This is a genomic window from Enterobacter sp. C4G1, assembly GCF_052886895.1.
Genome location: NZ_JBQVVV010000001.1, coordinates 306,146 through 331,351, shown reverse-complemented (window position 1 = coordinate 331,351; position 25,206 = coordinate 306,146). Strand labels below are relative to the sequence as shown.

The 25,206-nt window shown below is 53.5% G+C and carries 22 protein-coding genes and 1 riboswitch; of the genes, 7 read left to right on the top strand and 15 right to left on the bottom strand.

Going from position 1 to position 25,206, the window contains the following annotated elements; genetic code table 11:
• Positions 1-2 precede the first annotated feature (2 nt).
• The 4 genes from ACT9TW_RS01585 to plsY all read right to left on the bottom strand — a co-directional run bounded on the left by ACT9TW_RS01585 (position 3) and on the right by plsY (position 3,548).
• Positions 3-305, bottom strand: coding sequence for an urease subunit gamma (locus ACT9TW_RS01585; protein ID WP_182062500.1), 303 nt, complete (start codon positions 303-305; stop codon positions 3-5).
• Positions 306-315: 10 nt separating this feature from the next.
• Positions 316-1,143 carry an urease accessory protein UreD gene (locus ACT9TW_RS01580; RefSeq protein ID WP_446491507.1) on the bottom strand — a complete coding sequence of 276 codons (828 nt, stop codon included), beginning with the start codon at positions 1,141-1,143 and terminating at the stop codon, positions 316-318.
• 180 nt (positions 1,144-1,323) lie between these two features.
• Positions 1,324-2,790 carry an MFS transporter gene (locus ACT9TW_RS01575; RefSeq protein WP_446491506.1) on the bottom strand — a complete coding sequence of 489 codons (1,467 nt, stop codon included), beginning with the start codon at positions 2,788-2,790 and terminating at the stop codon, positions 1,324-1,326.
• 143 nt (positions 2,791-2,933) lie between these two features.
• Positions 2,934-3,548, bottom strand: a complete 615-nt coding sequence (plsY, locus tag ACT9TW_RS01570) for a glycerol-3-phosphate 1-O-acyltransferase PlsY (RefSeq protein ID WP_446491505.1) — start codon at positions 3,546-3,548, stop codon at positions 2,934-2,936.
• A gap of 107 nt (positions 3,549-3,655) precedes the next feature.
• Between plsY and folB the strand changes: the two genes are divergently transcribed.
• Together folB and bacA are read left to right on the top strand one after the other, a co-directional pair.
• Positions 3,656-4,024 (top strand): bifunctional dihydroneopterin aldolase/7,8-dihydroneopterin epimerase, encoded by a 369-nt coding sequence (gene folB, locus ACT9TW_RS01565; RefSeq protein WP_182062497.1) that lies wholly within the window; start codon positions 3,656-3,658, stop codon positions 4,022-4,024.
• 106 nt (positions 4,025-4,130) lie between these two features.
• Positions 4,131-4,952: an undecaprenyl-diphosphate phosphatase gene (gene bacA, locus ACT9TW_RS01560; RefSeq protein WP_315686871.1), complete on the top strand. Its 822-nt coding sequence runs from the start codon at positions 4,131-4,133 to the stop codon at positions 4,950-4,952.
• A gap of 10 nt (positions 4,953-4,962) precedes the next feature.
• On the opposite strand, the gene ACT9TW_RS01555 is transcribed toward bacA, so the two are convergent.
• Complete coding sequence (locus ACT9TW_RS01555) at positions 4,963-6,204, bottom strand: multifunctional CCA addition/repair protein (RefSeq protein WP_315686870.1); 1,242 nt, start codon at positions 6,202-6,204, stop codon at positions 4,963-4,965.
• A 61-nt stretch (positions 6,205-6,265) separates the two neighbouring features.
• Positions 6,266-6,886 carry a TIGR04211 family SH3 domain-containing protein gene (locus ACT9TW_RS01550; RefSeq protein ID WP_182062494.1) on the bottom strand — a complete coding sequence of 207 codons (621 nt, stop codon included), beginning with the start codon at positions 6,884-6,886 and terminating at the stop codon, positions 6,266-6,268.
• Between the two features lie 237 nt (positions 6,887-7,123).
• Between ACT9TW_RS01550 and ACT9TW_RS01545 the strand changes: the two genes are divergently transcribed.
• Genes ACT9TW_RS01545 through hldE form a run of 3 tightly spaced genes read left to right on the top strand, consistent with a single transcriptional unit; the run spans position 7,124 to position 12,770 of the window.
• Entirely contained in the window at positions 7,124-8,422 is a 1,299-nt protein-coding gene (locus ACT9TW_RS01545) for a CYTH domain-containing protein (RefSeq protein WP_446491504.1), read from the top strand.
• Between the two features lie 18 nt (positions 8,423-8,440).
• On the top strand, positions 8,441-11,299 hold the full coding sequence (glnE, locus tag ACT9TW_RS01540) for a bifunctional [glutamate--ammonia ligase]-adenylyl-L-tyrosine phosphorylase/[glutamate--ammonia-ligase] adenylyltransferase (RefSeq protein ID WP_446492666.1): 2,859 nt from the start codon (positions 8,441-8,443) through the stop codon (positions 11,297-11,299).
• Positions 11,300-11,339: 40 nt separating this feature from the next.
• Positions 11,340-12,770 (top strand): bifunctional D-glycero-beta-D-manno-heptose-7-phosphate kinase/D-glycero-beta-D-manno-heptose 1-phosphate adenylyltransferase HldE, encoded by a 1,431-nt coding sequence (gene hldE / locus ACT9TW_RS01535; protein ID WP_182062492.1) that lies wholly within the window; start codon positions 11,340-11,342, stop codon positions 12,768-12,770.
• A gap of 95 nt (positions 12,771-12,865) precedes the next feature.
• Here the strand turns inward: hldE and ubiK are convergent, their stop codons facing one another.
• Positions 12,866-13,162 carry a ubiquinone biosynthesis accessory factor UbiK gene (ubiK, locus tag ACT9TW_RS01530; protein WP_003862539.1) on the bottom strand — a complete coding sequence of 99 codons (297 nt, stop codon included), beginning with the start codon at positions 13,160-13,162 and terminating at the stop codon, positions 12,866-12,868.
• Between the two features lie 121 nt (positions 13,163-13,283).
• Positions 13,284-13,434, top strand: a riboswitch (FMN riboswitch).
• Between the two features lie 106 nt (positions 13,435-13,540).
• On the opposite strand from ubiK, the gene ribB reads away from it, so the two are divergent.
• Positions 13,541-14,194 (top strand): 3,4-dihydroxy-2-butanone-4-phosphate synthase, encoded by a 654-nt coding sequence (gene ribB / locus ACT9TW_RS01525; RefSeq protein ID WP_182062491.1) that lies wholly within the window; start codon positions 13,541-13,543, stop codon positions 14,192-14,194.
• Positions 14,195-14,251: 57 nt separating this feature from the next.
• Here the strand turns inward: ribB and ACT9TW_RS01520 are convergent, their stop codons facing one another.
• From ACT9TW_RS01520 to zupT, 5 genes are all read right to left on the bottom strand, one after another.
• On the bottom strand, positions 14,252-15,313 hold the full coding sequence (locus ACT9TW_RS01520) for a pilus assembly protein (RefSeq protein WP_446492665.1): 1,062 nt from the start codon (positions 15,311-15,313) through the stop codon (positions 14,252-14,254).
• Positions 15,314-15,315: 2 nt separating this feature from the next.
• Positions 15,316-16,050: a fimbrial biogenesis chaperone gene (locus ACT9TW_RS01515; RefSeq protein ID WP_446491503.1), complete on the bottom strand. Its 735-nt coding sequence runs from the start codon at positions 16,048-16,050 to the stop codon at positions 15,316-15,318.
• 15 nt (positions 16,051-16,065) lie between these two features.
• On the bottom strand, positions 16,066-18,588 hold the full coding sequence (locus tag ACT9TW_RS01510) for a fimbria/pilus outer membrane usher protein (protein ID WP_446491502.1): 2,523 nt from the start codon (positions 18,586-18,588) through the stop codon (positions 16,066-16,068).
• Positions 18,589-18,668: 80 nt separating this feature from the next.
• Positions 18,669-19,244: a fimbrial-like protein gene (locus ACT9TW_RS01505; RefSeq protein ID WP_182062488.1), complete on the bottom strand. Its 576-nt coding sequence runs from the start codon at positions 19,242-19,244 to the stop codon at positions 18,669-18,671.
• Positions 19,245-19,667: 423 nt separating this feature from the next.
• Positions 19,668-20,441 carry a zinc transporter ZupT gene (gene zupT / locus ACT9TW_RS01500; protein ID WP_182062487.1) on the bottom strand — a complete coding sequence of 258 codons (774 nt, stop codon included), beginning with the start codon at positions 20,439-20,441 and terminating at the stop codon, positions 19,668-19,670.
• Positions 20,442-20,637: 196 nt separating this feature from the next.
• On the opposite strand from zupT, the gene ygiD reads away from it, so the two are divergent.
• Positions 20,638-21,426, top strand: a complete 789-nt coding sequence (ygiD, locus tag ACT9TW_RS01495) for a 4,5-DOPA-extradiol-dioxygenase (protein ID WP_182062486.1) — start codon at positions 20,638-20,640, stop codon at positions 21,424-21,426.
• An 83-nt stretch (positions 21,427-21,509) separates the two neighbouring features.
• Here the strand turns inward: ygiD and ACT9TW_RS01490 are convergent, their stop codons facing one another.
• The 3 genes from ACT9TW_RS01490 to tolC form a co-directional block, all read right to left on the bottom strand.
• On the bottom strand, positions 21,510-22,670 hold the full coding sequence (locus ACT9TW_RS01490; protein WP_446491501.1) for a glutathionylspermidine synthase family protein: 1,161 nt from the start codon (positions 22,668-22,670) through the stop codon (positions 21,510-21,512).
• A 2-nt stretch (positions 22,671-22,672) separates the two neighbouring features.
• The gene (locus tag ACT9TW_RS01485; RefSeq protein ID WP_182062484.1) at positions 22,673-23,338 is read right to left on the bottom strand and encodes a DUF1190 family protein; all 666 of its coding nucleotides are present in this window, start codon (positions 23,336-23,338) and stop codon (positions 22,673-22,675) included.
• Between the two features lie 211 nt (positions 23,339-23,549).
• Complete coding sequence (gene tolC, locus ACT9TW_RS01480; RefSeq protein WP_182062483.1) at positions 23,550-25,028, bottom strand: outer membrane channel protein TolC; 1,479 nt, start codon at positions 25,026-25,028, stop codon at positions 23,550-23,552.
• Positions 25,029-25,206: the final 178 nt, after the last annotated feature.

The window sequence follows — 25,206 nt, the reverse complement described above, 5'->3', positions numbered from 1 at the left end:
CCTTACACGATCGGGTTGTGAACGGTGACGAGCTTTGATCCGTCCGGGAAGGTGGCTTCCACCTGAATATCGGGGATCATCTCCGGTACACCTTCCATTACCTGCGCGCGCGTCAGGACATGGCGGCCTGATTCCATGAGCGAGGCCACGGTTTCGCCATCGCGTGCGCCTTCCATAATAAAGGCGCTGATCAGTGCGACCGATTCCGGGTAATTGAGTTTTACTCCGCGCGCAAGACGGCGTTCGGCAACCAGCGCGGCGGTGAACAACAACAGCTTGTCTTTTTCTCTGGGGGTCAGTTCCATAACGTTTCTCTTATGTCTGCCAGATACGCGGCGAACAGGCGGTTTTGGGGGTTAAAAGCGGGCGAAGCGACTGCCAGATATCGCGCATTACCCGCTGGCAAATCAGGTTGTCATGTGCAAGAAAGCGTACCGACAGTAGGTCGTCGGTGAGGGTGGCACCGGCAAAATTGTCCAGCGGACCCAGCCGCTCGCGTACCGTTTCAAGGTGATTTTCGCAGGCGGGATAAAACAGTAAGGTGCCGATCCACGGATGGCCGGCGACGGGCGTCAGGTCGCCATTGCTGAGATGCTGGCGCTCAATCAGGCGTGGCTCGTCGTCGACCCATACCTCAAGACGGCTCTCAAGCGTGCCGTGGCTGAAGGTTTCATTAATGACCGGACGGCCCAGACAGTACAGCTCCCAGGCCAGCAAGGTGCTGGATGCCCGCAGGTGAAAGACGGAACGCAATGCGGCATTCGCGCCGGGGAAGACAATGGTGTCCTGCGGTAGCCACTCCAGCGTTGCATTTTCATCAAGGTAAAAGTGCTGGTTCAGGCAGGCCTGAGGACCGCTACTGCGATAGAACTTACTGGCACCGGGCATGGTGATCAGTGCGTGGCTTTTCGCGTCCAGCCGGACAGAGATATCCAGCGAATCACCACCGACAATCCCGCCAGGCGGGTGCAACAGGTAGAGATGGCAGGTTTCACCTTCGGGATAAAATGGCCGCTGAACGGTGAGCGGCCCGACATGGTGAGCGGAGTGCAGGAGGGTTTTCTCAGGGGTGTGACAAAATTGCAGAGCAAGCGATGCCTGCCAGCCTTTGTAAGAGTTATCAGTGACCTGAGTTGCTAACATGCTGCATCCATCTGCTCACCATCGGGTTACGTTTCAGTATGCCCTGGCGGAAATGAAGGCTGTCATATGAGTCGCTTATGGATAAGTCTTGAGGTTTGTTCCGTTCACCGCAGCGGGCGTTTCAGATAGCAGAGGTGCTGTAGTGAACGGAACCATTCCACAATTCAGTTAAAGAAGAAACTACCGGTAATCCTCCGCATCCACATCATACCCAGACGGTTCCCAGCGGATCGCCAGCAGTGAGGCCAGGCCGATAAACGGCGCCAGGGCGATCACCCAGAACACGGCGGTGTCGAGGGACGCGACCAGCAACGGGAACAGGAACAGCGATAGCGTTGAACTGCTGCGCATCAGTGTCTGGTTAAGGCCTACGCCCACGCCGCGCAGCGAGGTTGGGTAGCTCAGGGAGGCAAAGGTCATGGTGTGCGCGCCCGGTCCAAAGCCCTGACCAAACAGGAACAGAGCCAGCATCGCAACGGCGGCAACACCTTCTGCTGCGCCCTCGGGGCGACCAATCAGCGCCAGGCCGAGCAGGGCGATAAGCTGACAGGCGTAACCCGCAAGCGACATCCGCCATGCGCCGAAGCGCGGCACGTAGCGCACCGCCAGCAGCCCACCCACGAAGGCAAACAGCAGGTTAAGCACCAGCGAAATCAGAATAGTGGTCAGCATCGACTGCACAAAGAAACTGGAGATAATCACCGGCAGCCCAAAGGCGACCGCGTTATAGGCGAACGAAGAAACCACAGACAGCAGTGTGGCGAGCGTAGTGCGTCGTAAATAGATGCCGCGGAACAGGTTCAGATAGTTTGACCATTTCGCCTTGTTGACCACCGGTGCGGGCTGGTCGAGCGCATCCTGCGGCACGTGGGCGTTGATGTTATACGACTGGCGTAAAATAGACGCCGCCTCCTTCAGGTTACCCTGATTCGCCGCCCAGACCGGAGACTCGCTCATATAGCGGCTGCGGATAGCAATAATCACCAGTGCAGGTACCGCGCCAAAGCCCAGGATCAAACGCCACAACCAGTCGCTGTGGCTTTCCGGCAGTACGGCGTAGAAAAAGAGCACCAGCAGGTAAGAGATACTGATGGCGGCATACCAGGTCGGGCACCACATGGCGACGCTTGAGGCTTTATTCCCCGGCCCTTTCAACCTGGCGAACTCGCTCAGAAACGCCATCGCCACTGGCAGGTCAATCCCCACGCCAAGACCCATCACAAAGCGTGCGCCTGCCAGTACATACTCGTTTGGCGCCAGCGCACAGGCGATGGCTGCGACCACAAAGAACACCATGTCGGCCATAAAGACGCGATAGCGCCCGATTTTGTCCGTGAGATAACCGCCGAGCAATGCCCCGACAATGGCACCGAAGGTAATGGCCGAAGCCACCATTCCGGTGCCCGCAGGGGTGAGACTGAATTCGCGGGTAATATCTTTGATACCGAACGCCAGCGCGCCAAGATCGTAGGCATCCAGGAAAATACCGCCCAGCGCGATACCGATGACGATACGGGCATTGGCCCGGCCCTGAGAGCCATCGTTGACCAGGCGTGAAACATCTGATGCGTTACGCACCCACTTGATGTCGCCATCAGGGGAATTTCCTGCCGTCGAAAGGGGAGTTGTTTCTGTGATTTCTGCCATTTTCTTTTAGTGTGGTTGTGTTGTGTCTCTAACAGTTACCACAGGCAGAAGGTGACCTAAATCACATTTGGTTATAAGACATAACCTGAAGGGGACAATGTCGATGTTGGCCCGTGCAAGCAAAGCGCCGCCGGGCATGTCGATTACTCAGGTTCTTTCTTTTTCCGCTTCAGCTTCGTCCAGATTTTCGTTTCCTGACGTCGCCACAAACGCTGAATATTGTCGTGGTGACGCAGCAGGATCAGACAGGAGAGCATCGATACCGGGAAGGTAAATTGCGGCTTGAACCACCAGACATAGAACGGCGCGATCAGTGCGCTGACAATCGCACCCAGCGACGAATAACCGCTCAGTAAAATGGTCAGCAGCCAGGTGCCAGCCATGACGCCGGTTAAATCCCAGCCGATAGGCGCAATAGCACCAAACGCGGTTGCAACGCCTTTGCCGCCTTTAAATCCGAAAAATATGGGCCAGATATGGCCAACACAGGCGGCGATGGCGATGAGGCCAAGCCAAAACGGGGTAATGCCCAGAGCATAGGCGCCCCAGACGGGTAGCATTCCTTTCAGAACATCAAAAATCAAAACCGCTACGGCTGCTCCCTTGCCGCCAATTCGTAGTACATTGGTCGCCCCGGGGTTCCCGGAACCACTTACGCGAGGGTCAGGTAACCCGGCGATGCGGCAGACCAGAATGGCGCTGGAGATTGAGCCGCAAAGGTAGGCGAGGAGGATCATTCCAGGCGCGATTGCACTCATAACGCTGTTCCGTTTTGAAAATGTATCTGTATTCTCAACATCTGTGGATAATACGCATAATTCGCCGGAAGTGGTATCCGGTTTAGCCAAAAAGCAGGCAGGTCGTGATGGATATTGTATTTATAGAGCAACTTTCGGTAATCACCACTATTGGTGTTTACGACTGGGAACAGACCATTGAACAGAAGCTGGTGTTCGATATCGAAATGGGCTGGGATAACCGCAAGTCGGCAAAAAGTGATGACGTCAATGACTGCCTCAGCTATGCCGATATCAGTGAAACGGTCATTAGCCACGTTGAAGGGCAACGTTTTGCGCTGGTAGAACGCGTGGCGGAAGAGGTTGCGGAACTGCTGCTGAACAAATTCAACTCGCCCTGGGTGCGCATCAAACTGAGCAAACCTGGAGCCGTGGCGCGTGCAACAAATGTTGGCGTTATTATTGAGCGTGGCCATAATCTGAAAGGACGTAATTAACGTCATAATTGCTAAACCATTTTCTGTTATATCGGTCTTAACGCTGTAACTTTCACGGTTGCCTGATGGGTGAACCGTTTTTTTATATCTTTTTAGGGGTTTATAGATGAGCGATATACACTCGCTGCTGGTGGCGGCAATACTGGGTGTGGTCGAAGGATTGACGGAGTTTTTACCGGTTTCCAGTACCGGTCACATGATTATCGTTGGCCATCTGCTGGGCTTTGAAGGGGATACGGCAAAGACATTTGAAGTCGTTATTCAGCTCGGTTCTATTCTGGCCGTAGTCGTGATGTTCTGGCGTCGTCTCTTTGGTTTGATTGGTATCCACTTCGGTCGTCCGCCAGAGCACGAAGGGGCAGGTAAAGGTCGCCTGACGCTTATCCATATCCTGTTGGGGATGGTTCCGGCAGTAGTGCTGGGGCTGGTGTTCCATGACACGATCAAATCGCTCTTCAACCCTATAAACGTGATGTACGCGCTGGTGGTGGGGGGCTTCCTGTTGATTGCGGCGGAAGTGCTGAAACCGAAAACGCCACGCGCAGAAGGTCTGGACGATATGACCTATCGCCAGGCGTTTATGATTGGCTGCTTCCAGTGTCTGGCGTTGTGGCCGGGCTTCTCCCGTTCAGGAGCGACCATTTCTGGCGGGATGCTGATGGGTGTCAGCCGTTATGCAGCGTCGGAGTTTTCGTTCCTGCTGGCGGTACCGATGATGATGGGCGCGACCGTGCTCGACGTCTATAAGAGCTACCACTTCCTGACGGCAGGCGATATTCCGATGTTCGCGGTGGGCTTTATCACTGCCTTTATCGTGGCGCTGATTGCGATCAAAACCTTCCTGCAACTGATTAAGCGTATTTCGTTTATTCCGTTCGCTATCTATCGCTTCATCGTGGCGGCTGCCGTTTACGTGGTCTTCTTCTGACCGATTGCCCTCAGTCTTTGGGCTGAGGGCAACGATGTTCCTTCCACGCTGTTACCGCGTCAATCCGGCGCTTCGTTAGCTCTTCGCGAATTTCCGGGCCTTTGAATCCGGCGTCGACGACATCTTTTGTCGGCACGGCTCTGGCGACATCCCACGCTTCACGCAGCAAACGCGCTTGCGGGTAATCGCAGGCTTCAAACCCGGTGCGCCCACGCACGTCGGCTTCGCTGGTTAAGGCGATTTGCTCCACGCGCTGCGGTTTGCGCCAGGCGTCGATGTTATCGAACAGCTTAATGATGGTGGCCGGTTTCAGGATCGGGAAGGTGTGGATCAGGTCGTGGAACTCTGCCACCAGTTTCGCCAGGTCACGGATGTCGTTAGGCACGCGTAGGCGCTGGCACAGTCCTTCAACCAGCTTCACGCCTGCCGGACCGTGTCCGTGGTGGCGCGGCCAGAGTGCTTTTGGTGTTAACCCCTTACCAAGATCGTGGCACAGCGTGGAAAAGCGCACGTCCACTTCCGGGCTCAGCATCGCAGCCATACTCAGCGTCATCAGCGTGTGAACGCCGGTATCAATTTCCGGGTGCCACTTAGCCGGAGCCGGGACGCCAAACAGATTATCTACTTCCGGGAAGAGAACTTTCAGTGCGCCGCAATCGCGCAGCACCTGGAAAAAGACCTGTGGGTTGCGGGTCGTCAGAGCGTTTTCCGTCTCTTTCCAGACGCGCTCTGGTGTGAGGTGTTCCAGTTCGCCAGCATCCGTCATGGCCGTCATCAGTGCCATCGTCTCATCTGCGATACGGAAGCTCAGATGGGCGTAACGGGCAGCAAAACGCGCCACGCGCAGCACGCGTAACGGATCTTCGGAAAAGGCAGGGGAGACATGGCGCAGAATACGGTTGCTCAGATCGTCCTGACCGCCGTATGCGTCAATGATGTGGCCCTGATCGTCCTGCGCCAGGGCGTTAATCGTGAGATCACGGCGCAGTAAATCTTGCTCCAGTGTCACGTCCGGCGCGGCATAGCAGGTAAAGCCGGTATAACCAGAACCGGATTTTCGTTCTGTGCGCGCCAGGGCATACTCTTCGCGGCTTTGTGGATGCAGAAAAACAGGAAAATCGCGGCCAACCTGCTGGTAGCCCGCGTTGAGCATCTCTTCTGGCGTGGCGCCGACCACTACCCAGTCTTTATCTTTGACCGGCAGACCTAACAACGCATCACGAACCGCACCACCGACCAGATAACTCTTCACGCCCAACACTCCCGTTTTCTCTTTTCGCAAGATAGTACGTAAGTCTGGCATCGAAGACGAATTAATTCATCCAGCGGTCTTTACGCTTACGGCTAGGGATAAGGAGTGGCAGAACCAGACCCATCACCAGACCGACGCCCAGCACGCCGCCGCCATACATGAACCACTGCATGATGATGGTGCGTTGTTTGTCATCGAGCTGGAGGTTGGCGGCATTGACTTTCTTCTGCGCGACAATCAGCTCGTTTTTCAGCTTCTGGTTTTCGTCCTTCAGGCCACTTATCACGCTGTCGCTCTGCGCCACTTTCTGCTGCATTTCTGCGGTGCGCTGATTCCAGGTGCCGTCAATATTGTTCAGCTTGTCGGTCAGGGTTTTCACCTGATTTTCCAGATCCGGTACGCGGGTACGCAGGCTTGGCACATTGCTCAGCTCTTTCAGTGGGATCCAGGAAGTACGACCAGTGCTGTCGCGAACCTGACCATAGTTGGTGTCAGTGTTGGTCTGTAAAAGCGACACTTCCTCGCCGGCATTTACCGTGCCCACGAGGCGATAATTATCCCCAGGGCCGCTGCGTACCCAGGTGTTCAGTTCGTCAGAAACGTAACGTTTCTCTTCAGCGTGTACCGCCGTCGCGGCGCTTAAAGCAAGTAAAGTGAGTCCAATCAGGCGTAATTTAAGCATATCAGTCGTTATTTTCATAAAAAGTGGAACGATAGTAGTGGTAACAGTGTCTCTACGCAAAGTATTCATCATCAATCAGAATCATCTGTGTCCTGCTAACCACAGCTTCAAACTTTTACACCCGTCAAATTGCTCATTGCGTGGCAATTTGGCGCAAAATACTATGTACTGACAAGAAACTGGCGAGTAAGTTCGCCTTAATTGATTCAGCTGTGACACAACCGTAAGTACAAGGCTATGGCTCAAGAGATCGAATTAAAATTTATAGTAGAAAAAGATAGCGTTGATGCACTCCGTCAACACCTGAATCAGCTGACCGGCGAGCATCATGAACCGGTTCAACTGCTTAACATCTATTACGAAACGCCGGACAACTGGCTGCGCCGTCATGATATGGGGCTGCGTATTCGTGGCGCCAGCGGGCGCTACGAAATGACGATGAAAATCGCCGGCCATGTGGTGGGCGGTTTACATCAGCGTCCTGAATATAATATCGACATCAGCAAGCCCGAACTTGAACTGGATCGTTTCCCGGCTGAAGTCTGGCCCGACGGCGGGCTGCCAGCAACGCTTGCGGAGCAGGTGCAACCGTTGTTCAGCACCGATTTCTGGCGCGAAAAATGGCTGGTGAACGAAGGTAAAAGCCGCATCGAAATCGCCCTTGATTTGGGTGAAGTAAAAGCGGGCGAATTCCAGGAACCGATTTGCGAACTGGAGCTTGAGTTGCTCGAAGGCGAGGCTGAAGACGTGCTGAAGCTGGCGCGCAAGCTGGTGAATCAGCCCGGTTTACGCCAGGGCAGTCTGAGCAAAGCCGCGCGTGGATACCATCTGGCGGCCGGCAATGCGCCACGCGTGCTGAAGCCGACCGCTATTTTGCGCGTAGCGCCGAAAGCCTCTGTAGAGCAAGGGCTGGAAGCGTCTCTGGAGCTGGCGCTTTCGCAATGGCAATACCATGAAGAACTGTGGTCACGCGGCGTGAAAGGGGCGAAAACCCATGTGCTGGCGGCGATTGGCCTGGTGCGCCATACCCTGGCGCTGTTTGGCGGTATTGTTCCTCGTAAAGCGAGCGCTCACTTACGTGATTTACTGACGCAAACCGAAGCGGTGATGCTTTCGGATGTGTCGGCGCAGACAGCCATCTATAGCCCGCAAACCGCAACGGCAAAACTGGCGCTGACAGAGTTCCTGGTTTCGCACGGCTGGCGCGCATTCCTGGACGCGAAAGCGCAGGCTAAAATCGCCGAATCGTTCAAACGTTTTGCCGATACCCATCTTTCTCGCCATGCCGCTGAGCTGAGAACCACCTTTGCGTACCCGCTGGGCGATCAGTATGGTGACCAGCTTCCCCGTCTGGCACGCAACATCGACAGCATTTTGCTGCTGGCGGGTGCGTATGATGCTAAAGCACAGGCCTGGCTGGATAACTGGCAGGGGCTGAAGCACGCCATCGAAACCCGGCAACACATAGAAATAGAGCATTTCCGCAACGAGGCCATTTCGCAGGATCCGTTCTGGCTGCACAGCGGAAAACGTTAACTCTGGCAAGGAACCCCAATAATGCCGCTCTCTTCGCAGTTACAGCAGCAGTGGCAGACCGTTTGCGAACGTCTGCCTGAGTCATTACCGGCGTCATCATTAAGCGAGCAGGCTAAAAGCGTGCTCACGTTCAGTGATTTTGTGCAGGCAAGCGTAACCGCTAACCCTGACTGGCTGGCGGAGCTTGAGAGCTCACCACCGCAGGCTGACGAGTGGCGGCATTATGCCAGCTGGCTACAAACCGCGCTCAGTGGCGTGGCAGATGAAGTAACGCTGATGCGCGAGCTACGTCTGTTCCGCCGCCGGGTGATGGTGCGCATTGCCTGGGCACAGGCGCTGGAGCTGGTCAGCGAAGAGAGCACGTTGCAACAGCTGAGCGAGCTGGCGCAGACGCTGATTGTCGCGGCACGAGACTGGCTGTACGACGCCTGCTGCAAAGAGTGGGGTGCGCCGTGCAGCGAAGAGGGGGTTCCTCAGCCGTTGCTGATCCTGGGGATGGGCAAGCTCGGCGGTGGAGAGCTGAATTTCTCTTCTGATATCGATCTGATATTTGCCTGGCCCGAGAAAGGAACGACGCGCGGCGGTCGGCGTGAGCTGGACAACGCGCAATTCTTTACCCGCCTGGGGCAGCGCCTGATTAAAGCGCTGGATCAACCTACTCAGGATGGCTTTGTCTATCGCGTAGATATGCGTTTGCGTCCGTTTGGCGACAGCGGTCCGCTGGTGCTGAGCTTTGCGGCGCTGGAAGATTATTACCAGGAGCAAGGGCGCGACTGGGAGCGTTATGCGATGGTCAAAGCGCGGATCATGGGCGACAACGGCGATGTCTACGCCAACGAGCTGCGCGCCATGCTGCGCCCGTTTGTGTTCCGCCGCTATATCGATTTCAGCGTGATCCAGTCACTGCGTAACATGAAAGGGATGATTGCCCGCGAGGTGCGCCGCCGTGGCCTGAAAGACAACATCAAACTCGGCGCGGGCGGTATTCGTGAAATTGAGTTTATCGTTCAGGTCTTCCAGCTTATTCGCGGCGGGCGTGAGCCTTCGCTGCAATCCCGTTCGTTGCTACCGACCCTGACCGCCATTGAGCAGCTTCATCTTCTGCCGGAAGGTGATGCCAGCACGCTTCACGACGCCTATTTGTTCCTGCGTCGGCTGGAAAACCTGCTGCAAAGCATTAACGATGAGCAAACGCAGACCCTGCCGGGCGATGACCTTAATCGCGCACGTCTGGCCTGGGGAATGCGGGTGGACGACTGGACGGCACTGACCGAAAAGCTGGAAGCCCACATGGCGGGCGTACGCCGGATCTTTAACGACCTTATCGGCGACGATGAAAGTGAATCTCAGGACGATACGCTCTCTGAGCACTGGCGCGAGCTGTGGCAGGATGCGTTGCAGGAAGATGACACTACGCCGGTACTGGCTCACTTAAGTGACGATGACCGTCACCGCGTGGTGGTGCTGATTGCAGATTTCCGTGGTGAGCTGAACAAGCGCGCGATCGGCCCGCGTGGCCGTCAGGTGCTGGATCATTTGATGCCGCATCTGCTGAGCGATGTCTGCTCCCGTGCGGATGCACCTGTGCCATTGTCGCGCATGATGCCGCTGCTGAGCGGGATCATCACGCGGACAACCTACCTTGAACTGCTGAGCGAGTTCCCTGGTGCGCTGAAACACCTCATCACGCTGTGCGCCGCATCACCGATGGTGGCCAATAAACTTGCCCGCTACCCGCTGCTGCTGGACGAACTGCTCGACCCGAACACGCTTTATCAGCCGACGGCGACCGATGCCTACCGGGATGAGCTGCGTCAGTACTTGCTACGCGTGCCGGAAGAGGATGAAGAACAACAGCTGGAGGCGCTGCGTCAGTTTAAACAGGCGCAGATGCTGCGTGTGGCTGCGGCGGATATCGCCGGAACATTGCCGGTAATGAAAGTGAGCGATCACCTAACCTGGCTTGCCGAAGCCATCATCGATGCGGTGGTACAGCAGGCGTGGATGCAAATGGTGGCGCGCTACGGGCAACCGAAACACCTGGCCGACCGTGAAGGCCGCGGTTTTGCCGTGGTGGGTTACGGGAAACTTGGCGGCTGGGAATTGGGCTATAGCTCTGACCTTGATTTGATCTTCCTGCATGACTGCCCGGTGGATGTGATGACCGACGGCGAACGTGAGATCGACGGGCGTCAGTTCTATCTGCGCCTGGCACAGCGCATTATGCACCTGTTCAGCACCCGCACTTCGTCGGGCATTTTGTATGAAGTGGACGCGCGTCTGCGCCCATCGGGTGCCGCGGGGATGCTGGTGACATCCACGGAGTCGTTTGCCGATTACCAGCAAAACGAAGCCTGGACGTGGGAGCATCAGGCGCTGGTGCGCGCACGCGTCGTCTATGGCGATCCGCAGCTTAAAACCCAGTTCGATACCATTCGTCGCGACGTGATGACCAAAACGCGTGACGGCAGCACGCTGCAAACTGAAGTGCGTGAAATGCGTGAAAAAATGCGCGCCCACTTAGGTAATAAACATCGCGACCGCTTTGATATTAAAGCCGATGAAGGCGGTATTACAGATATCGAGTTTATTACGCAGTATCTGGTGCTGCGCCATGCTAACGAGAAGCCGAAGCTTATCCGCTGGTCGGACAATGTGCGCATTCTGGAACTGCTGGCGCAAAACGACATTATGGATGAGCAGGAAGCGCAGGCGTTAACGCGCGCCTACACCACATTACGGGATGAGCTGCATCATTTGGCATTACAGGAACAGCCCGGCAATGTGGCGCTGGACTGTTTTACGCAGGAACGCGCGCAGGTCACCGCCAGCTGGCAGAAGTGGCTGGTGGAACCGTGCGTAACAAAACAAGTGTGATATTATCGCGCGCAAATTGTGAATCTTTCTGGAGTCAGGAATGAAAGTAACACTGCCAGAGTTTGAACGTGCTGGGGTTATGGTTGTCGGTGATGTGATGCTGGATCGCTACTGGTATGGGCCAACCAGCCGCATCTCCCCGGAAGCACCTGTTCCGGTGGTTAAGGTAGACACCATTGAAGAGCGTCCCGGCGGCGCGGCAAACGTGGCGATGAACATTGCTTCTCTGGGCGCGCATTCGCGTCTGGTAGGGCTGACCGGTATCGACGATGCAGCGCGTGCGCTGAGTAAGTCGCTGGCGGACGTGAACGTGAAGTGTGACTTCGTATCTGTTCCGACACACCCGACGATTACCAAACTGCGTGTACTTTCCCGTAACCAGCAGCTGATCCGCCTCGACTTTGAAGAAGGGTTTGAAGGTGTTGATCCTGAGCCGCTGCACGAGCGCATCAATCAGGCGCTTGGGAATATCGGCGCGCTGGTGCTTTCCGACTACGCCAAAGGCGCGCTGGCAAGCGTTCAGAAGATGATCCAGCTGGCGCGTAAAGCCAATGTCCCTGTGCTTATCGACCCGAAAGGGACGGATTTTGAACGCTACCGCGGTGCAACGCTGCTGACGCCAAACCTTTCTGAGTTTGAAGCGGTGGCGGGCAAGTGCAAAACGGAAGCTGAAATTGTCGAACGCGGCATGAAGATCATTGCTGACTTCGAGCTGTCAGCATTACTGGTGACCCGTTCAGAGCAGGGTATGACCCTGATTCAGCCGGGCAAAGCACCACTGCATATGCCAACTCAGGCGCAGGAAGTGTATGACGTGACCGGTGCTGGCGATACGGTGATTGGCGTGCTGGCTGCAACGCTTGCCGCGGGTAACTCGCTTGAAGAAGCCTGCTACTTTGCCAACGCTGCTGCGGGTGTAGTGGTCGGCAAGCTGGGGACATCAACCGTTTCGCCTATCGAGCTGGAAAACGCCGTGCGCGGCCGTGCAGATACCGGTTTCGGGGTGATGAGCGAAGATGAACTGAAAGCTGCCGTTGCCGCAGCGCGTAAACGCGGTGAGAAAGTGGTGATGACCAACGGCGTGTTCGATATCCTGCACGCCGGGCATGTCTCGTATCTGGCGAATGCGCGCAAGTTGGGCGACCGCCTGATTGTGGCGGTGAACAGCGATGCGTCAACGAAACGCCTGAAAGGCGAAACGCGCCCGGTGAACCCACTGGAACAGCGTATGATCGTGCTTGGCGCGCTGGAAGCGGTGGACTGGGTTGTCTCGTTTGAAGAAGATACCCCGCAGCGCCTGATCGCCGGCATTTTGCCTGATCTGCTGGTAAAAGGCGGTGATTACAAGCCAGATCAAATCGCGGGTAGCGAAGAGGTTTGGGCCAACGGCGGTGAAGTGATGGTGCTCAACTTTGAGGACGGGTGTTCAACCACCAACATCATTAAGAAGATCCAGAAAGACAGTCAGTAATCTGTGCGGGCTGATGCCCTCACCCCAACCCTCTCCCACGTGGAGAGGGAGCAAACACTAAAAACGGCAACCGAGGTTGCCGTTTTGCATTTACCTTATGCCTGGTCGTCCACCGGTGGAATGGCCGGTGCCGGTTTCACCTCTTCCGGTGCATTGCGGTTTTCCAGCTCGGTTAAACGCTGTTCCAGCAATGCCAGTTTTTCGCGGGTGCGCAACAGTACTTGTGTCTGCACGTCAAACTCTTCACGGCTGACCAAATCAAGGCGAACCAGTTGCGCCTGCAACGTCTGGCGGATTTTCTTCTCAACGTCATCACCAAATTCACGAATGCCTTTTGGCATGGACTCATGGACCTGGCGCGCAATTTGCTCAATTTTTTTCGGGTCAATCATTGTGGCTTCCCTTGATGAAACGGTGTTGATGACCATTGTAGCGCGTCATGCACCAGGTTAAACCAATATTGTTTGAAGCTTATGCATTGCCCAGGTTAATCAATAGCGTTATAGTTAATTCGCTTATTCTCAGGGCGGGGCGAAATTCCCCACCGGCGGTAAATCAGCGTGACGCTGAAAGCCCGCGAGCGCTTTGGGTGAAAACTCAAAGGTCAGCAGATCCGGTGTAATTCCGGGGCCGACGGTTAGAGTCCGGATGGGAGAGAGTAACGATCAAGTCGGGCATGGGCCCGCTCACGTTATTTTTTTGCCGCTTATGCGGCGCTCCTAAGACTGCCCTGATTCTGGTAACCATAATTTTAATGAGGTTTTTTTACCATGAATCAGACGCTACTTTCCTCTTTTGGCACTTCAACTCAACGTGTTGAACATGCACTGGATGCACTGCGCGAAGGCCGCGGTGTGATGGTGCTTGACGATGAAAACCGTGAAAACGAAGGCGACATGATTTTCGCCGCCGAAAACATGTCCGTTGAACAGATGGCGCTGACCATCCGTCACGGTAGCGGCATCGTTTGCCTGTGTATTACCGAAGACCGTCGTAAGCAGCTCGAGCTGCCGATGATGGTCGAAAACAACACCAGCGCTTTTGGTACCGGTTTTACCGTGACCATCGAAGCGGCGCATGGCGTGACCACTGGTGTGTCTGCGGCCGACCGCCTGACCACCGTACGTGCAGCGATTGCCGATGGAGCTAAGCCGTCCGACCTGCATCGTCCAGGCCACGTCTTCCCACTGCGCGCGCAGGCGGGCGGCGTTTTGACCCGCGGCGGTCACACCGAAGCGACTATCGACCTGGTGACACTGGCAGGCTTCAAACCTGCGGGTGTGCTGTGTGAGCTGACCAACGATGATGGCACCATGGCGCGCGCGCCGGAGTGCATCACTTTTGCGCGTTTGCACAATATGCCGGTGGTGACGATTGAAGATCTGGTGGAGTATCGCCAGGCGCACGAGCGCAAAGCCAGCTGAAATGGCTGATGTGAAAAAGCCGGGGAAACCCGGCTTTTTTGTTTCTGGCTGGTGTGGCTACTGGTAGTTAACTTTTACAATAATATCTTTACTGAATGGCCCGACAGTCACCGCTTCACCAGGTTTGCGGGTGAGTTCAGCCGTATAGTCGTGAGTCAGTGTCGTTACCGTATCATCTGGGCGATAGGTTGCAAAAGGGAGATACTGATTGTATATCACTTCACCGTTGATTTTATCAATGAGGCGCATGAGTAAACCATTTCCTATGTCCAGATGCGTATCATCGTAGAGCGTATCAGTGGTGTAAAAACTGGTGGTGACATCGAACTGTTCAGTACAGCCCGCTGTGGCATCTTTGATTGTCGAGACGCTGAAAGGAGCTGTGAGCGCCTTCGCCTTAATGGCACTCTCGTTGAATTGCCCAAAATTCACGATCTGATTTTCAGGATAAATTTTGATATTTACTCCGCAATCAAGAAAGTGAATATTGTCCAGACCATCAATATCGTAGTGGAGGTTTTTTGCGTCAGGCATGACGTTAATGCCACCGATACCATCAAAAGTGAGGACGGTGACTTTTGGAAACGTATAATCAAACTGTGCTTTAGGCACGGTCTTCAATTTAACATAGAGACGGAATCGTGCCGTAAAGGAGACGCTTTTCTGAATGGTTGTGCCATTACAGGCTGCAACCTGGTATTTACGGGTATTGTCTTCCATTTTGTCTAAACACGCCCCGGTATCGATTTTGATATCAGGAGTATCGTAATCGATGCCGTTATAGGTCACGCCAAACGCCAGGTTGGGGTTATTCGTGACCATACTGTCCGTATTGTGGTAGCTATCCAGAATATATACGAAAATATCCTCACTCCACGGATCGTCTTTTACCGATTTCTTATGATCGCGCGTAGCGCTGTCACAGTAAACGGTGACCAACAGATCGCCGCTTTCCCAAATTTTTTGCCCTGGAGGCGCATTGGCCGGGACATTGAACGCCGGTAGCGTGGTCGCGAACTCGCTTAAACCGCCAGGGCCGTTTTTATAGCAGTTTAGTGCCCATGCGGAGGATGAAAAAAGACAAAAAATAGCGATCAGGGCGAGGTAAATATTTTTCATCATTATCCCTTATTCACCGGTTTGCTCTGGCAGGTATTCTGCACCGCGTTACAGCTCACCTTAAACATTTCCAGGCCACCATAATCGCCGATATAGCCAATTTGGAAATCAGCGGGCAGATTAGCCAGCGGTTGGCTGGCCTGACCGAACGGCTCGATCATGACGCTCTCCGCACCCGGCAAGAGTGTTTTTCCATTCAACCCGATATATCCCACGGTGATATGGTAGGGGCTGGTATTATTGAATTGCAGTCCATCAGTGGAACGGGATATGACCACTTTATCCAGTGGTACAAATTGCCCTTCTTTTAGCTCAATGGCTTTTGGTCGCCAGAACAGCTTCAGGCGGCTTTGCATCGCAATTTGCATCACGTTCTGCTGCCCTGATTTCGGTGGTATTTCCCGCATGTTGTAATAAAACAGGGACTCTCGATCGGCAGGAAGCTGGCTGAGTTTTTTCTGGGCCATCAGGCGAACCTGCGCTTGTTCGTCTGGCTCAATACGCAACAATGGCGGAATAGGGGAGATAAACTCGCGTGTTTTTTTGCCCTCTTTATCCTCTATCCACGACTGAGCCAGATAAGGATCGGTTTTACTCTGGTTTGTCAGTCTGACCGACACGCTTTTTGCTGAAGCGTTGAAAATGATGCGCGTTCTGTCGGGCGATACGGTGGCATGTGCAAAGCTGCACATGCCGAGGAAACAGATCATTCCCTTTGAGAAAATCGAGATGTTCATTTTATTCATCCTGAATTAATGCACTGTTTTACAAGGTAAAAATATAGCGTCACCGCTAAGGTTACTTTGGTTCGGTGGCGTGATTTCGCACACTTTGCCAGACCAGGTGAGACGTAACGCACTGTTTTCCTTAATTCCGCTGAGATAAGCGAACCCTTCTTCTGCGACCAGCCCGACCTCTTTACCCGAAATGCTGTCGACGATACTGACGCCCAGAGGCGGGAACTGACCATTTTCCTGTCGAATAATGCCGACAATCTGGTAGCCCGTGGTGGCGTTTAGTTTGCTGTAACCAATGGCACCTTCTGTCAGCGTGGTTCGAATGATGGAGGTTTCAATGTCTACGCCATCAGGTAACGTGTTGCTGTTTACGCGCACCGTTGAGGTGGTGTAGTTGGTGAGTGAAGGGACAACGGCAATACCAAATGCGTTAGTCCGCGTACGCGAACTGTTGACCTCAATCCCCGCAACGCCATCGGCATCGATCATCATGCGGGCGTTATCGGCCGGGCTGTAATCATGCAGGGCAACGCCATGCCGTGTGGCGGTAAGTGAGCCATTCCAGCCAGCGCTTATTGAACGATATTGATTAGGCTGAACGCTTCCTGACAGGTTGAGGCGTCCGTAAGGGGAATAGTGCTGGTATCCACCGCGCAATGACGGTTCACCTTCGCGTAAATCGTCTTCGGTCGTAGAGGCGGAGAGGTTCCACGTATTATTGCGATCGGAGGAGTCATAGTAAGAAGCCATATGAGACGCGCTGTCGCCGCCTGAGCGCTGGTAGCTGTACATAATGCTACGACTCTGTTCCAGCGGGAGTGTAAATGAGAAATAGACCTGATTTTCGTCACTGTCATCCCAGCGTACGCGGCTCAACGCCAGCGATGCGGATAGACCTCTAAAATTGCCGATATCGAAATTGCGGCTGATCGAAAAGGAGTAGTTCGTGTTGCTGCTGTTGTCCCAGTAGGTGTTACGGGTGACGTTGAGATACGTATTTAATGCCAGAGAATCAAGGTACTGGTTGAAGGAGATAACATAGCTCTCTTTTTCGTTTGTCGTTGAGGTATCACCGTCCCGAGACGCGAGATATTCGCTCATTGAGACATACTCTTTATCCGAGAATCGATAACCCGCAAAGGTAATCTGGCTGCCGGTTGCCTCGAAGCGTTTAGCATAGTTTGCGCGATAGCTGTATCCACGCTGCTTTTCATTTTTTTCCTGTTGCAGTGTGGCCTGGGCACCTGTCACATCAAAAGAGATCGAGCCGAGTGAATCAAGGTTAAAACCGATACCGGTGGTCATAGCCTGATAATCATCCGCCGTCAGCATGGTGCCGCCATACAGTGAGACATTGCTCGACCAGCCCCAGGAGAGTTCACCTGTCCAGAAAAGGGGATTATTAATGTCGTTATGGCCCGTGGCTGTGGGTTTACCGATGGATGTTTTATAACGCACCTGGCCTTTTCGGGTCAGGAAAGGGATTGAGGATGAGCCGACCTGGAAGGTGGTTTTACGCCCATCTTCCTCTTCGACTGCCACATCCAGTTGTCCCTGGTAAGTTTCACCCAGGTCAGAAATTGTGAAAGGACCCGGCGCGACAGTCGTTTGATAAAGAACGCGGCCAGACTGAGAGACAGTCACTTTGGCATTGGTCTGCGCGATGCCGGTAATTTGCGGTGCATAGCCTTGTAAATCAGGCGGCAGCATACTTTCGTCACTTTCCAGTGAAGCACCGGTAAAGTGGAAGGTATCAAAAATATCTGAGCTTAAATCATATTGTCCCAGCGTCATTTTTGATGAAAGCGAAGGGATTGGTCGGTAGAGATAGGTTCGCGCCAGACTGCTGTCGCTGCCCGTAGACTCACCGTTACGAAAGTTTTGGTTATATTGATAATCTGAACGTAGACGCCAGGCGCCGAGGTTAAACCCGAGCGTGCCGTAGGTGCTGATATTCTGGCTGTCGTCGCCCCCGTGCGGGTCGTACTGGCTGGCATAGAGATTATAATCGAGTAAAACACCCGCAATACCCTCGTCCCAGAATTCTGGCGGCGTCCAGTTTTGCGCCTGATATTTCATCCACGCCTGGGGAACGGTCACGGAAAGTACCATCGTCGCTTTATTAAGGGAAAAGCCCAGTTCCGGAACAGCCGAAAGGTCAAGGCAACGTCCGTTCTGTGGATAATGGAGTCGCGAAATGAAATCTGTGCTCAGTCCGAAAGCAGATAATTGCCCGGCGTTAACACAAATTTGTGAACCGCTTTCGTTTTCCGTTGCGATCCATTCCATTGTTGTGGATTGAGGTAACGTGTTTTTATTGACCTGAATACGGACGAGATAGCTACCCGGTGTGATATGGCCTTTTTTCTCAAACTGGGAAATATCAATATTACTTCGGTCTTCAACATCAATCATATCCGTGTTGAATTCAACCGCAGATACTGGCAAGACGAATAATGCTGAGTAAAGTGTTGCACTCAGCGAATGCTTTATAAAAGCAGAGAGGCGAGATAGTTGAGGCGCTGAGTGTTTTAGCATAAATCCGTTTCGCTGATTAAAGAGATAATTAAAAAGCCGATGAGTCCATCATCGGCTAGTAATTCAGGCGTTAAACTGAATTACTTATAGTCGAGAACGTAGTTCGCCTGGGCCTGAACGTTACCTGGGGTAGCCGTTTTGCCTGTTACAGGCTCCATGCGGGCTTTAAAGTTCAGTTCCTGATAAGAGTTAACAGATGGGAATGACACTGGAATCGCAGTACCCAGCGTCACTTTATTACTGCCGCTATCCAGCAGACGAATACCTACGCCGGTCGCACCGCCGATGTTGCCATCCAGGGTGTTTTTCATCAGGCTGGTGTCAGTGCTATCGGTGCTGGCAGAGGTAAATGTCACCTTCACTTTATCGATAGTGGTTGGCGTTTGCCCGCTGTTGTCGGAAAGAATACAGTCTTGCAGGTGGATATTTACGTCAACCGGCAGCGAGTTTTTACCGCTGTTCAGCACGCTATCCGCGACTTCGCCTAATTCAATGGTCTGGTTTTCATCACCAGGGGTGATAGAGCAAGGTGCACTGATGACTTCACCGGTGAAAGTGATCTTCCCTGAGCCCTGGTTATCTGCTGCCACAGCAGTAAAGGACAGGCCAGAAAGCAGTGCAGTTGTCGCAACTGCCAGGATAGTCTTGTTAAGCATGAAGATATAATCCTTTATCTAAGATTGGACATCGCAATAAATTTAATGAATTAATATTGCAACACTTTTATTGCATTAAAGCGGGTGAAATATATCAGCCACAATATAGGTGTTCTCGTGAGTATTTCTTAATGAGGGATTTAGGATTTATTAATAGATTGCTTGAAGTTATGAGTGGGATGGATGCTGTATATCAAAAGCTGAGATGCTTAGTTAAACAGTGATTAACATCTATCTTTTGTCGTTTATTTAATACGCGAAGCGGTATTTATTTTACAGGGAATAGTTATAAATAATATTTCTTAATTGATTTCTATGGCGGTCAAGAAGTATGACGTCGGACTTTATATTATTAATACTGATAGTTGGTATTCACTTACACTTCATAAAATTGCGCTCCCTCAATAAAGGGAGCGCAACCTTTCAGCCAATACCTGCCGTTTGTAACAATACCAGGCTAAGCCCCATTACAGACATACCGCACAGCACACCGTAGCTGGGGTTGTTGTCAGGATCGATCTCTTTCGCCAGTGGCATCAGCTCATCCACAGAAAGAGCAACCATTATTCCCGCGACCGCTGCCATAATGGCTGCCATCACAACGGGTGAAACCAGGCTGCCAAGAATCAACCATGCAAGCACACCGCCCAGGATTTCAGCCATCCCGGAAATGCCCGCCCAGAAGACAGCGGTACGTTTTGAACCCGTAGCAGCATAAACCGGCCCGGCAACGGCCAGTCCTTCAGGAATATTGTGCAACGCCACGGCAAGGGCGATGCCAAAACCCATCTCCAGGTTATTACTGGCGGTCACGTAGGTGGCGACACCCTCCGGGAAGTTATGCAGACTGATACCCAGTGTCAGCAAAACTGCGGTACGCTTAATATTGTGCGGCAACGTTGCCACGTTTTTTTGCATGAGATCCTGCGGATGCGCGTGAGGCAACATGCGGTCGAGCGCAAAGTAACCCAGCAGACCAAACACAAACATGCCATAGCCCAGGACCGGAGACATGCCTTCTGTGCCAAGCGCAGCAGGGAGCATCTCCATCAGAGAGATAAGCAGCATGATCCCGGCGGCAAAACCCAGTGAGAACGCCAGCACGCGGTTAGACGGTTTCTGACCAAGCACGCCTAAAATCGCACCGATAAAGGTCGCGGCACCTGCAAGTATTGTCAGGATCAAAGGGACTGACATGCACTGCTCCTTATGATAATGATTATCATTAATATTAATGATTCATTGATGGCAAAGCGAGAGCGGAGACTCTGCTTTACACATTCCTTACATTCAAATTTCCTGATGATGATCTTCACGCTTATCTGCGTTCATCTTTGCCAGATTACGCGTAATGTAGAACCATCAAATTGACACCTTCTGTAAGGATATCACCATGACTTCTTCTCGTATGCCAGCACTGTTTTTAGGCCACGGCAGCCCAATGAACGTTCTGGAAGATAACGTCTATACCCGCGCCTGGCGTCATCTGGGAGAGACGTTGCCACGCCCGAAAGCAATTGTGGTGGTTTCCGCGCACTGGTTTACCCGCGGCACAGGCGTAACGGCGATGGAAGCGCCAAAAACCATCCATGATTTTGGTGGATTCCCGCAGGCGCTCTATGACACGCATTATCCGGCACCTGGCTCGCCTGCGCTGGCACAACAGCTGGTGGAGCTGCTGGCACCCGTCCCGGTTGCACTGGATAAAGAAGCCTGGGGCTTTGACCACGGCTCCTGGGGTGTGCTCATCAAAATGTATCCTGATGCGGATATCCCGATGGTGCAACTGAGTATCGACAGTACCAAACCTGCGGCCTGGCATCTGGAAATTGGCCGTAAGCTGGCCTCACTGCGTGATGAAGGCATTATGCTGGTGGCGAGCGGCAACGTGGTGCATAACCTGCGCACGGCACGCTGGCACGGAGAGAATACGCCGTACCCGTGGGCAACCTCATTCAACGATTTTGTAAAAGCTAACCTGACGTGGCAAGGCCCGGTTGAACAGCACCCTCTGGTGAACTATCTGGAACACGAGGGTGGTTCACTCTCTAACCCAACGGCGGATCACTTCCTGCCGCTGCTGTATGTATTAGGTGCGTGGGATGGCCAGGAGCCGATTACGATCCCGGTTGATGGGATTGAGATGGGGAGTTTGAGTATGTTGTCGGTGCAGATTGGGTAAAAAACATGCCGGGTGGCGGCTTCGCCTTACCCGGCCTACATGTCGCGCGTAGGCCCGGTAAGCGTAGCGCCACCGGGCAAGCCTTATTCGACGAAGATGTGCGGATAGAACCGTGACAGATCCTGAGTGATCAGCGCGCGATCTTCGCGGATGCCGATCCCGGCAGGCTGATCGTTAATGAGCCAGCTACCAATCAGCGTATAGCTGTCGCCAAACTTCGGCAGTTGATAAAATTCCTGGACGATCATCCCTTCTTCGCCGTAAGGCCCTTCAACCGCTTCCAGCGTTTTGCCGTTTTCGATGATGGACACGTTCGCCCCTTCGCGAGAGAAGATGGGCTTCACGACGTATTTATCCATCGGCGGGAAATCATCTTCAGCAAAGTAAGCGGGCAGCAGATTAGGGTGATTCGGGAACATCTCCCACAGCATTGGCAGCAGCGCCTTGTTAGAAATAATGCTCTTCCAGGCAGGCTCCAGCCAGCGTACGCCAGCATCTTCCAGCTTGGTCGAGAACATCTCGCGCAGCATATATTCCCAGGGATAGAGCTTGAACAGGTTACTGATTACCTGATCCTGCATATCCGTGAACTGACCCTTTTCACCCAGGCCGATGTCTTCAATATAAAGGAATTCGGTAGCGACTTCGGCTTCGGCCGCACAGTCCTGTAAATACTGCACTGTGCCACGATCTTCTTCTGTATCGCGACAGCAGGCGAGGTGCAGCAGGGTGAAGCCATGCTGTTCACGCAATTCGCCAAAGCGCTCAATCAGCTTTTCCTGAAGGCTGTTGAACTGGTCGCTGCCTTCCGGCAGGTTTCCTGCATTCACCTGGTCTTCAAGCCAAATCCATTGGAAGAATGCAGCTTCATACAGAGAAGTTGGCGTGTCGGCGTTGTTTTCTAACAGCTTAGGTTCACCCACGCCGTCCCATGCCAGGTCGAGGCGCGAGTAGAGCGATGGCTGGCTGGTTTTCCATGACTGGCGAACGAAGCTCCAGGTGTGTTTTGGAATGCGGAATTTAGCCATCAGCTCGTCGCTATCGATGACTTTATCAACCACTTTCAGGCACATCTGGTGCAGCTCAGCGGTCACCTCTTCCAGTTTCTCTACCTGGGCGAGGGTGAGCTTGTAATAAGCGTCTTCACACCAGTACGGCTCGCCGTACATGGTGTGGAAATTAAAGCCGTATTCAGTCGCTTTTTCGCGCCAGTCAGGGCGCTCGGTAATACTGACTCGTTCCATGATCAGCCGCCCATTGAGCGGGTAGAAGAACCCGTTGCGCTACGCTGCATGGAAGTTTGTTTTGCAACAGACTCACCAAAGCCGCCGCGGGTAATGGTACTGGTGGTCGCTGGTTTTGGTGCCATCGCGGTTTTCGGCACGGTCATTGTGCGGCCGGGTTGCGCTGCACCGTAACCTTTACCGCTGGCATCGGTGTACTGACCGTACGCCGGGCTTGCCGGGTTTTTTGAGCTAAACAGCGGCTGCTGCTGGTAGCCAGCACCGCCGCCCATCAGACGACCCATCATGTAACCGGCCATCAGCGGCATCCAGAAACTGCCGCTGGATTGTGCCTGCGCCTGGTTTTCAGGTGCCGTGCCCGCCTGGGCTGGAGCTTGCTGGCACTGGCCTTCGCCAAATTCAGCAACGCAGTCAGCACGAGAGGCATATTTCGGTGCGGTACGCTCTGCTTCTTTCAGCGCCGTGTTGTACGCAGTAGTACATTCTGCGGCTTTGCCGGTGGCGGCTGAACAGTCATCCGCGTTCTGATACAGCGATACCGTTTCGTCGGTTTTCTCACAGCCCGCCAGCATAAAGACGGCAGTGATCGCCAGCGCGACAGGGGTGAGATGGCGCGCGTTCCAGCTTTTGCGGAACGATGCGTGATTAATCGATTTTGTCCGTTTCATTTTTGTCTTCCAGGACCCAGTGGTAGAACGAAGTAAATAAGGCTCAGGATAGAGGATGAGTGGTTGAAAATGAAGCTAAGGGGGGTGGAAACAGGGAGATCTTTACGTTGACTTACGTTTGGATGTGATTTTGCGCCGGGTGTCACTTCGCTTACCCGGCCCGCGGTGAAGCAGGTTCAATAAGCGAAGTGACAGCGGGCAATACTAATACTTAATTACGGAACGGATTGGTGCTCTTGCTGGCAGGCGTGGTTGAACGCGTAGCCGCAGGTTGTGCTGCAGGGGTATTGCTGTCGGCGTTAAAATTATCAACTGCGGCAACCTGCTGCGGATTTTCAGGCGCAACGCTATCTGGGGATGTAGAAACCGGCTTGCCGAGTGCTGCGTTCAGCGCTTGCAGATCCTGCTCATTCAACGTACCCAGTGCTGATTTGATGTTCAGCTGGTTAATCAAGTAAGTGTAACGTGCGCTGGAGAGCTGTTGTTTCGCGTTATACAGCGTGGTCGTTGCGTCTAACACGTCAACGATGGTGCGCGTACCAACGGAATAGCCTGCTTCCATTGCATCCAGTGAGCTCTGGGCAGAAATAACGGCCTGTTTATAGGCGTTGATGCTGCTGATGGAGGCGTTCACGTTGTTGAAGGAAGAACGCACGGTTTGCACCACGTTGCGGTGTGCACTTTCCAGTTGCTCGCTCGCACCCACAAAGTTGTACTGCGCCTGTTTCACCTGGGAGTTCACCATTCCGCCCTGATACAGCGGCAGGGAGAAGCTCAGGCCCACTTTGTTTTGACCCTGATTGCTGTCGTCATACTGGGCAGAGTTGGTTTTAGAGCCGCTGTAGGTGGTATCAGACACGCCAGTAGAAGCGCTTAAGCTCAGGGTTGGCAGATGACCATCCTGTGCCTGACGAATCTGTTCACGCGCCAGATCCTGGCTCAGACGTGCCTGCAGCAAGGCCAGGTTACGGTTTTCTGCTTCTTTCAGCAGCGCATTTACCGTCTGTGGTTTGTCCGTTTTGAAATGGTCCACGTTTAGCGAGGCCAGTTCAGGGTAGTAGTTACCGGTGACCTGACGCAGTGATTCCAGCGCATTATCGAGGTTGTTACGCGCGGTCACTTCGTTTGCCAGTACGCTGTCGTATTGTGAACGGGCGTTCTGCACGTCGGTAATTGCAACCAGACCCACGTTGAAACGCTGGGTGGTTTGGTCCAACTGACGATAAATCGCCTGTTTCTGCGCTTCAGTGTAGGAGAGCGAGTCGATGGCGCTCAGCACGTTGAAGTAAGCGGTGGCGGTATTCAGGATCAGCGTCTGCTGATCGGTCTGATAGGTCACATCCTGGATGCCGGCGCTCTTCTCTTGCAGCGTCAGGGCGCGCCATTTTGACATATCAAACAGCGTCTGGGTCAGCTGCAGCGATGCGCTGGTGGCGTTAGAGTTAACGCCGTTAGCATCGCGAAAACCGTTGCTATAGGTATAATCTGCACCTAAGCCCAGCTGCGGCAGCAGCGGGCTACGTGCTTCGTTAATTTTTTCAAACGCAGCATCACGATCGGCGGCTGATTTACGTAAATCAGGGTTGCCCAGACGTGCCTGCTGGTAGACCTGTAACAGGTTTTCCGCCTGACTCATTGCACTGAAGCCCGTCAGGCTCAGGCCGATAAGGATGGGGAGCAATTTCTTCATTTGCATTCCTTGTTGTGAAGCAGTATTAGCGCTGATCTAATTAAAAATAATTGCCGATTCTAACAGAATCTTCCACACCAAAAGGTTGGCGTTACGTGCCATCCGGCTGTAATTTGCACCAATCTATCATATAGCCTTATATACAGCCTTGAAATTAATGATTTCAACACTATTGCTA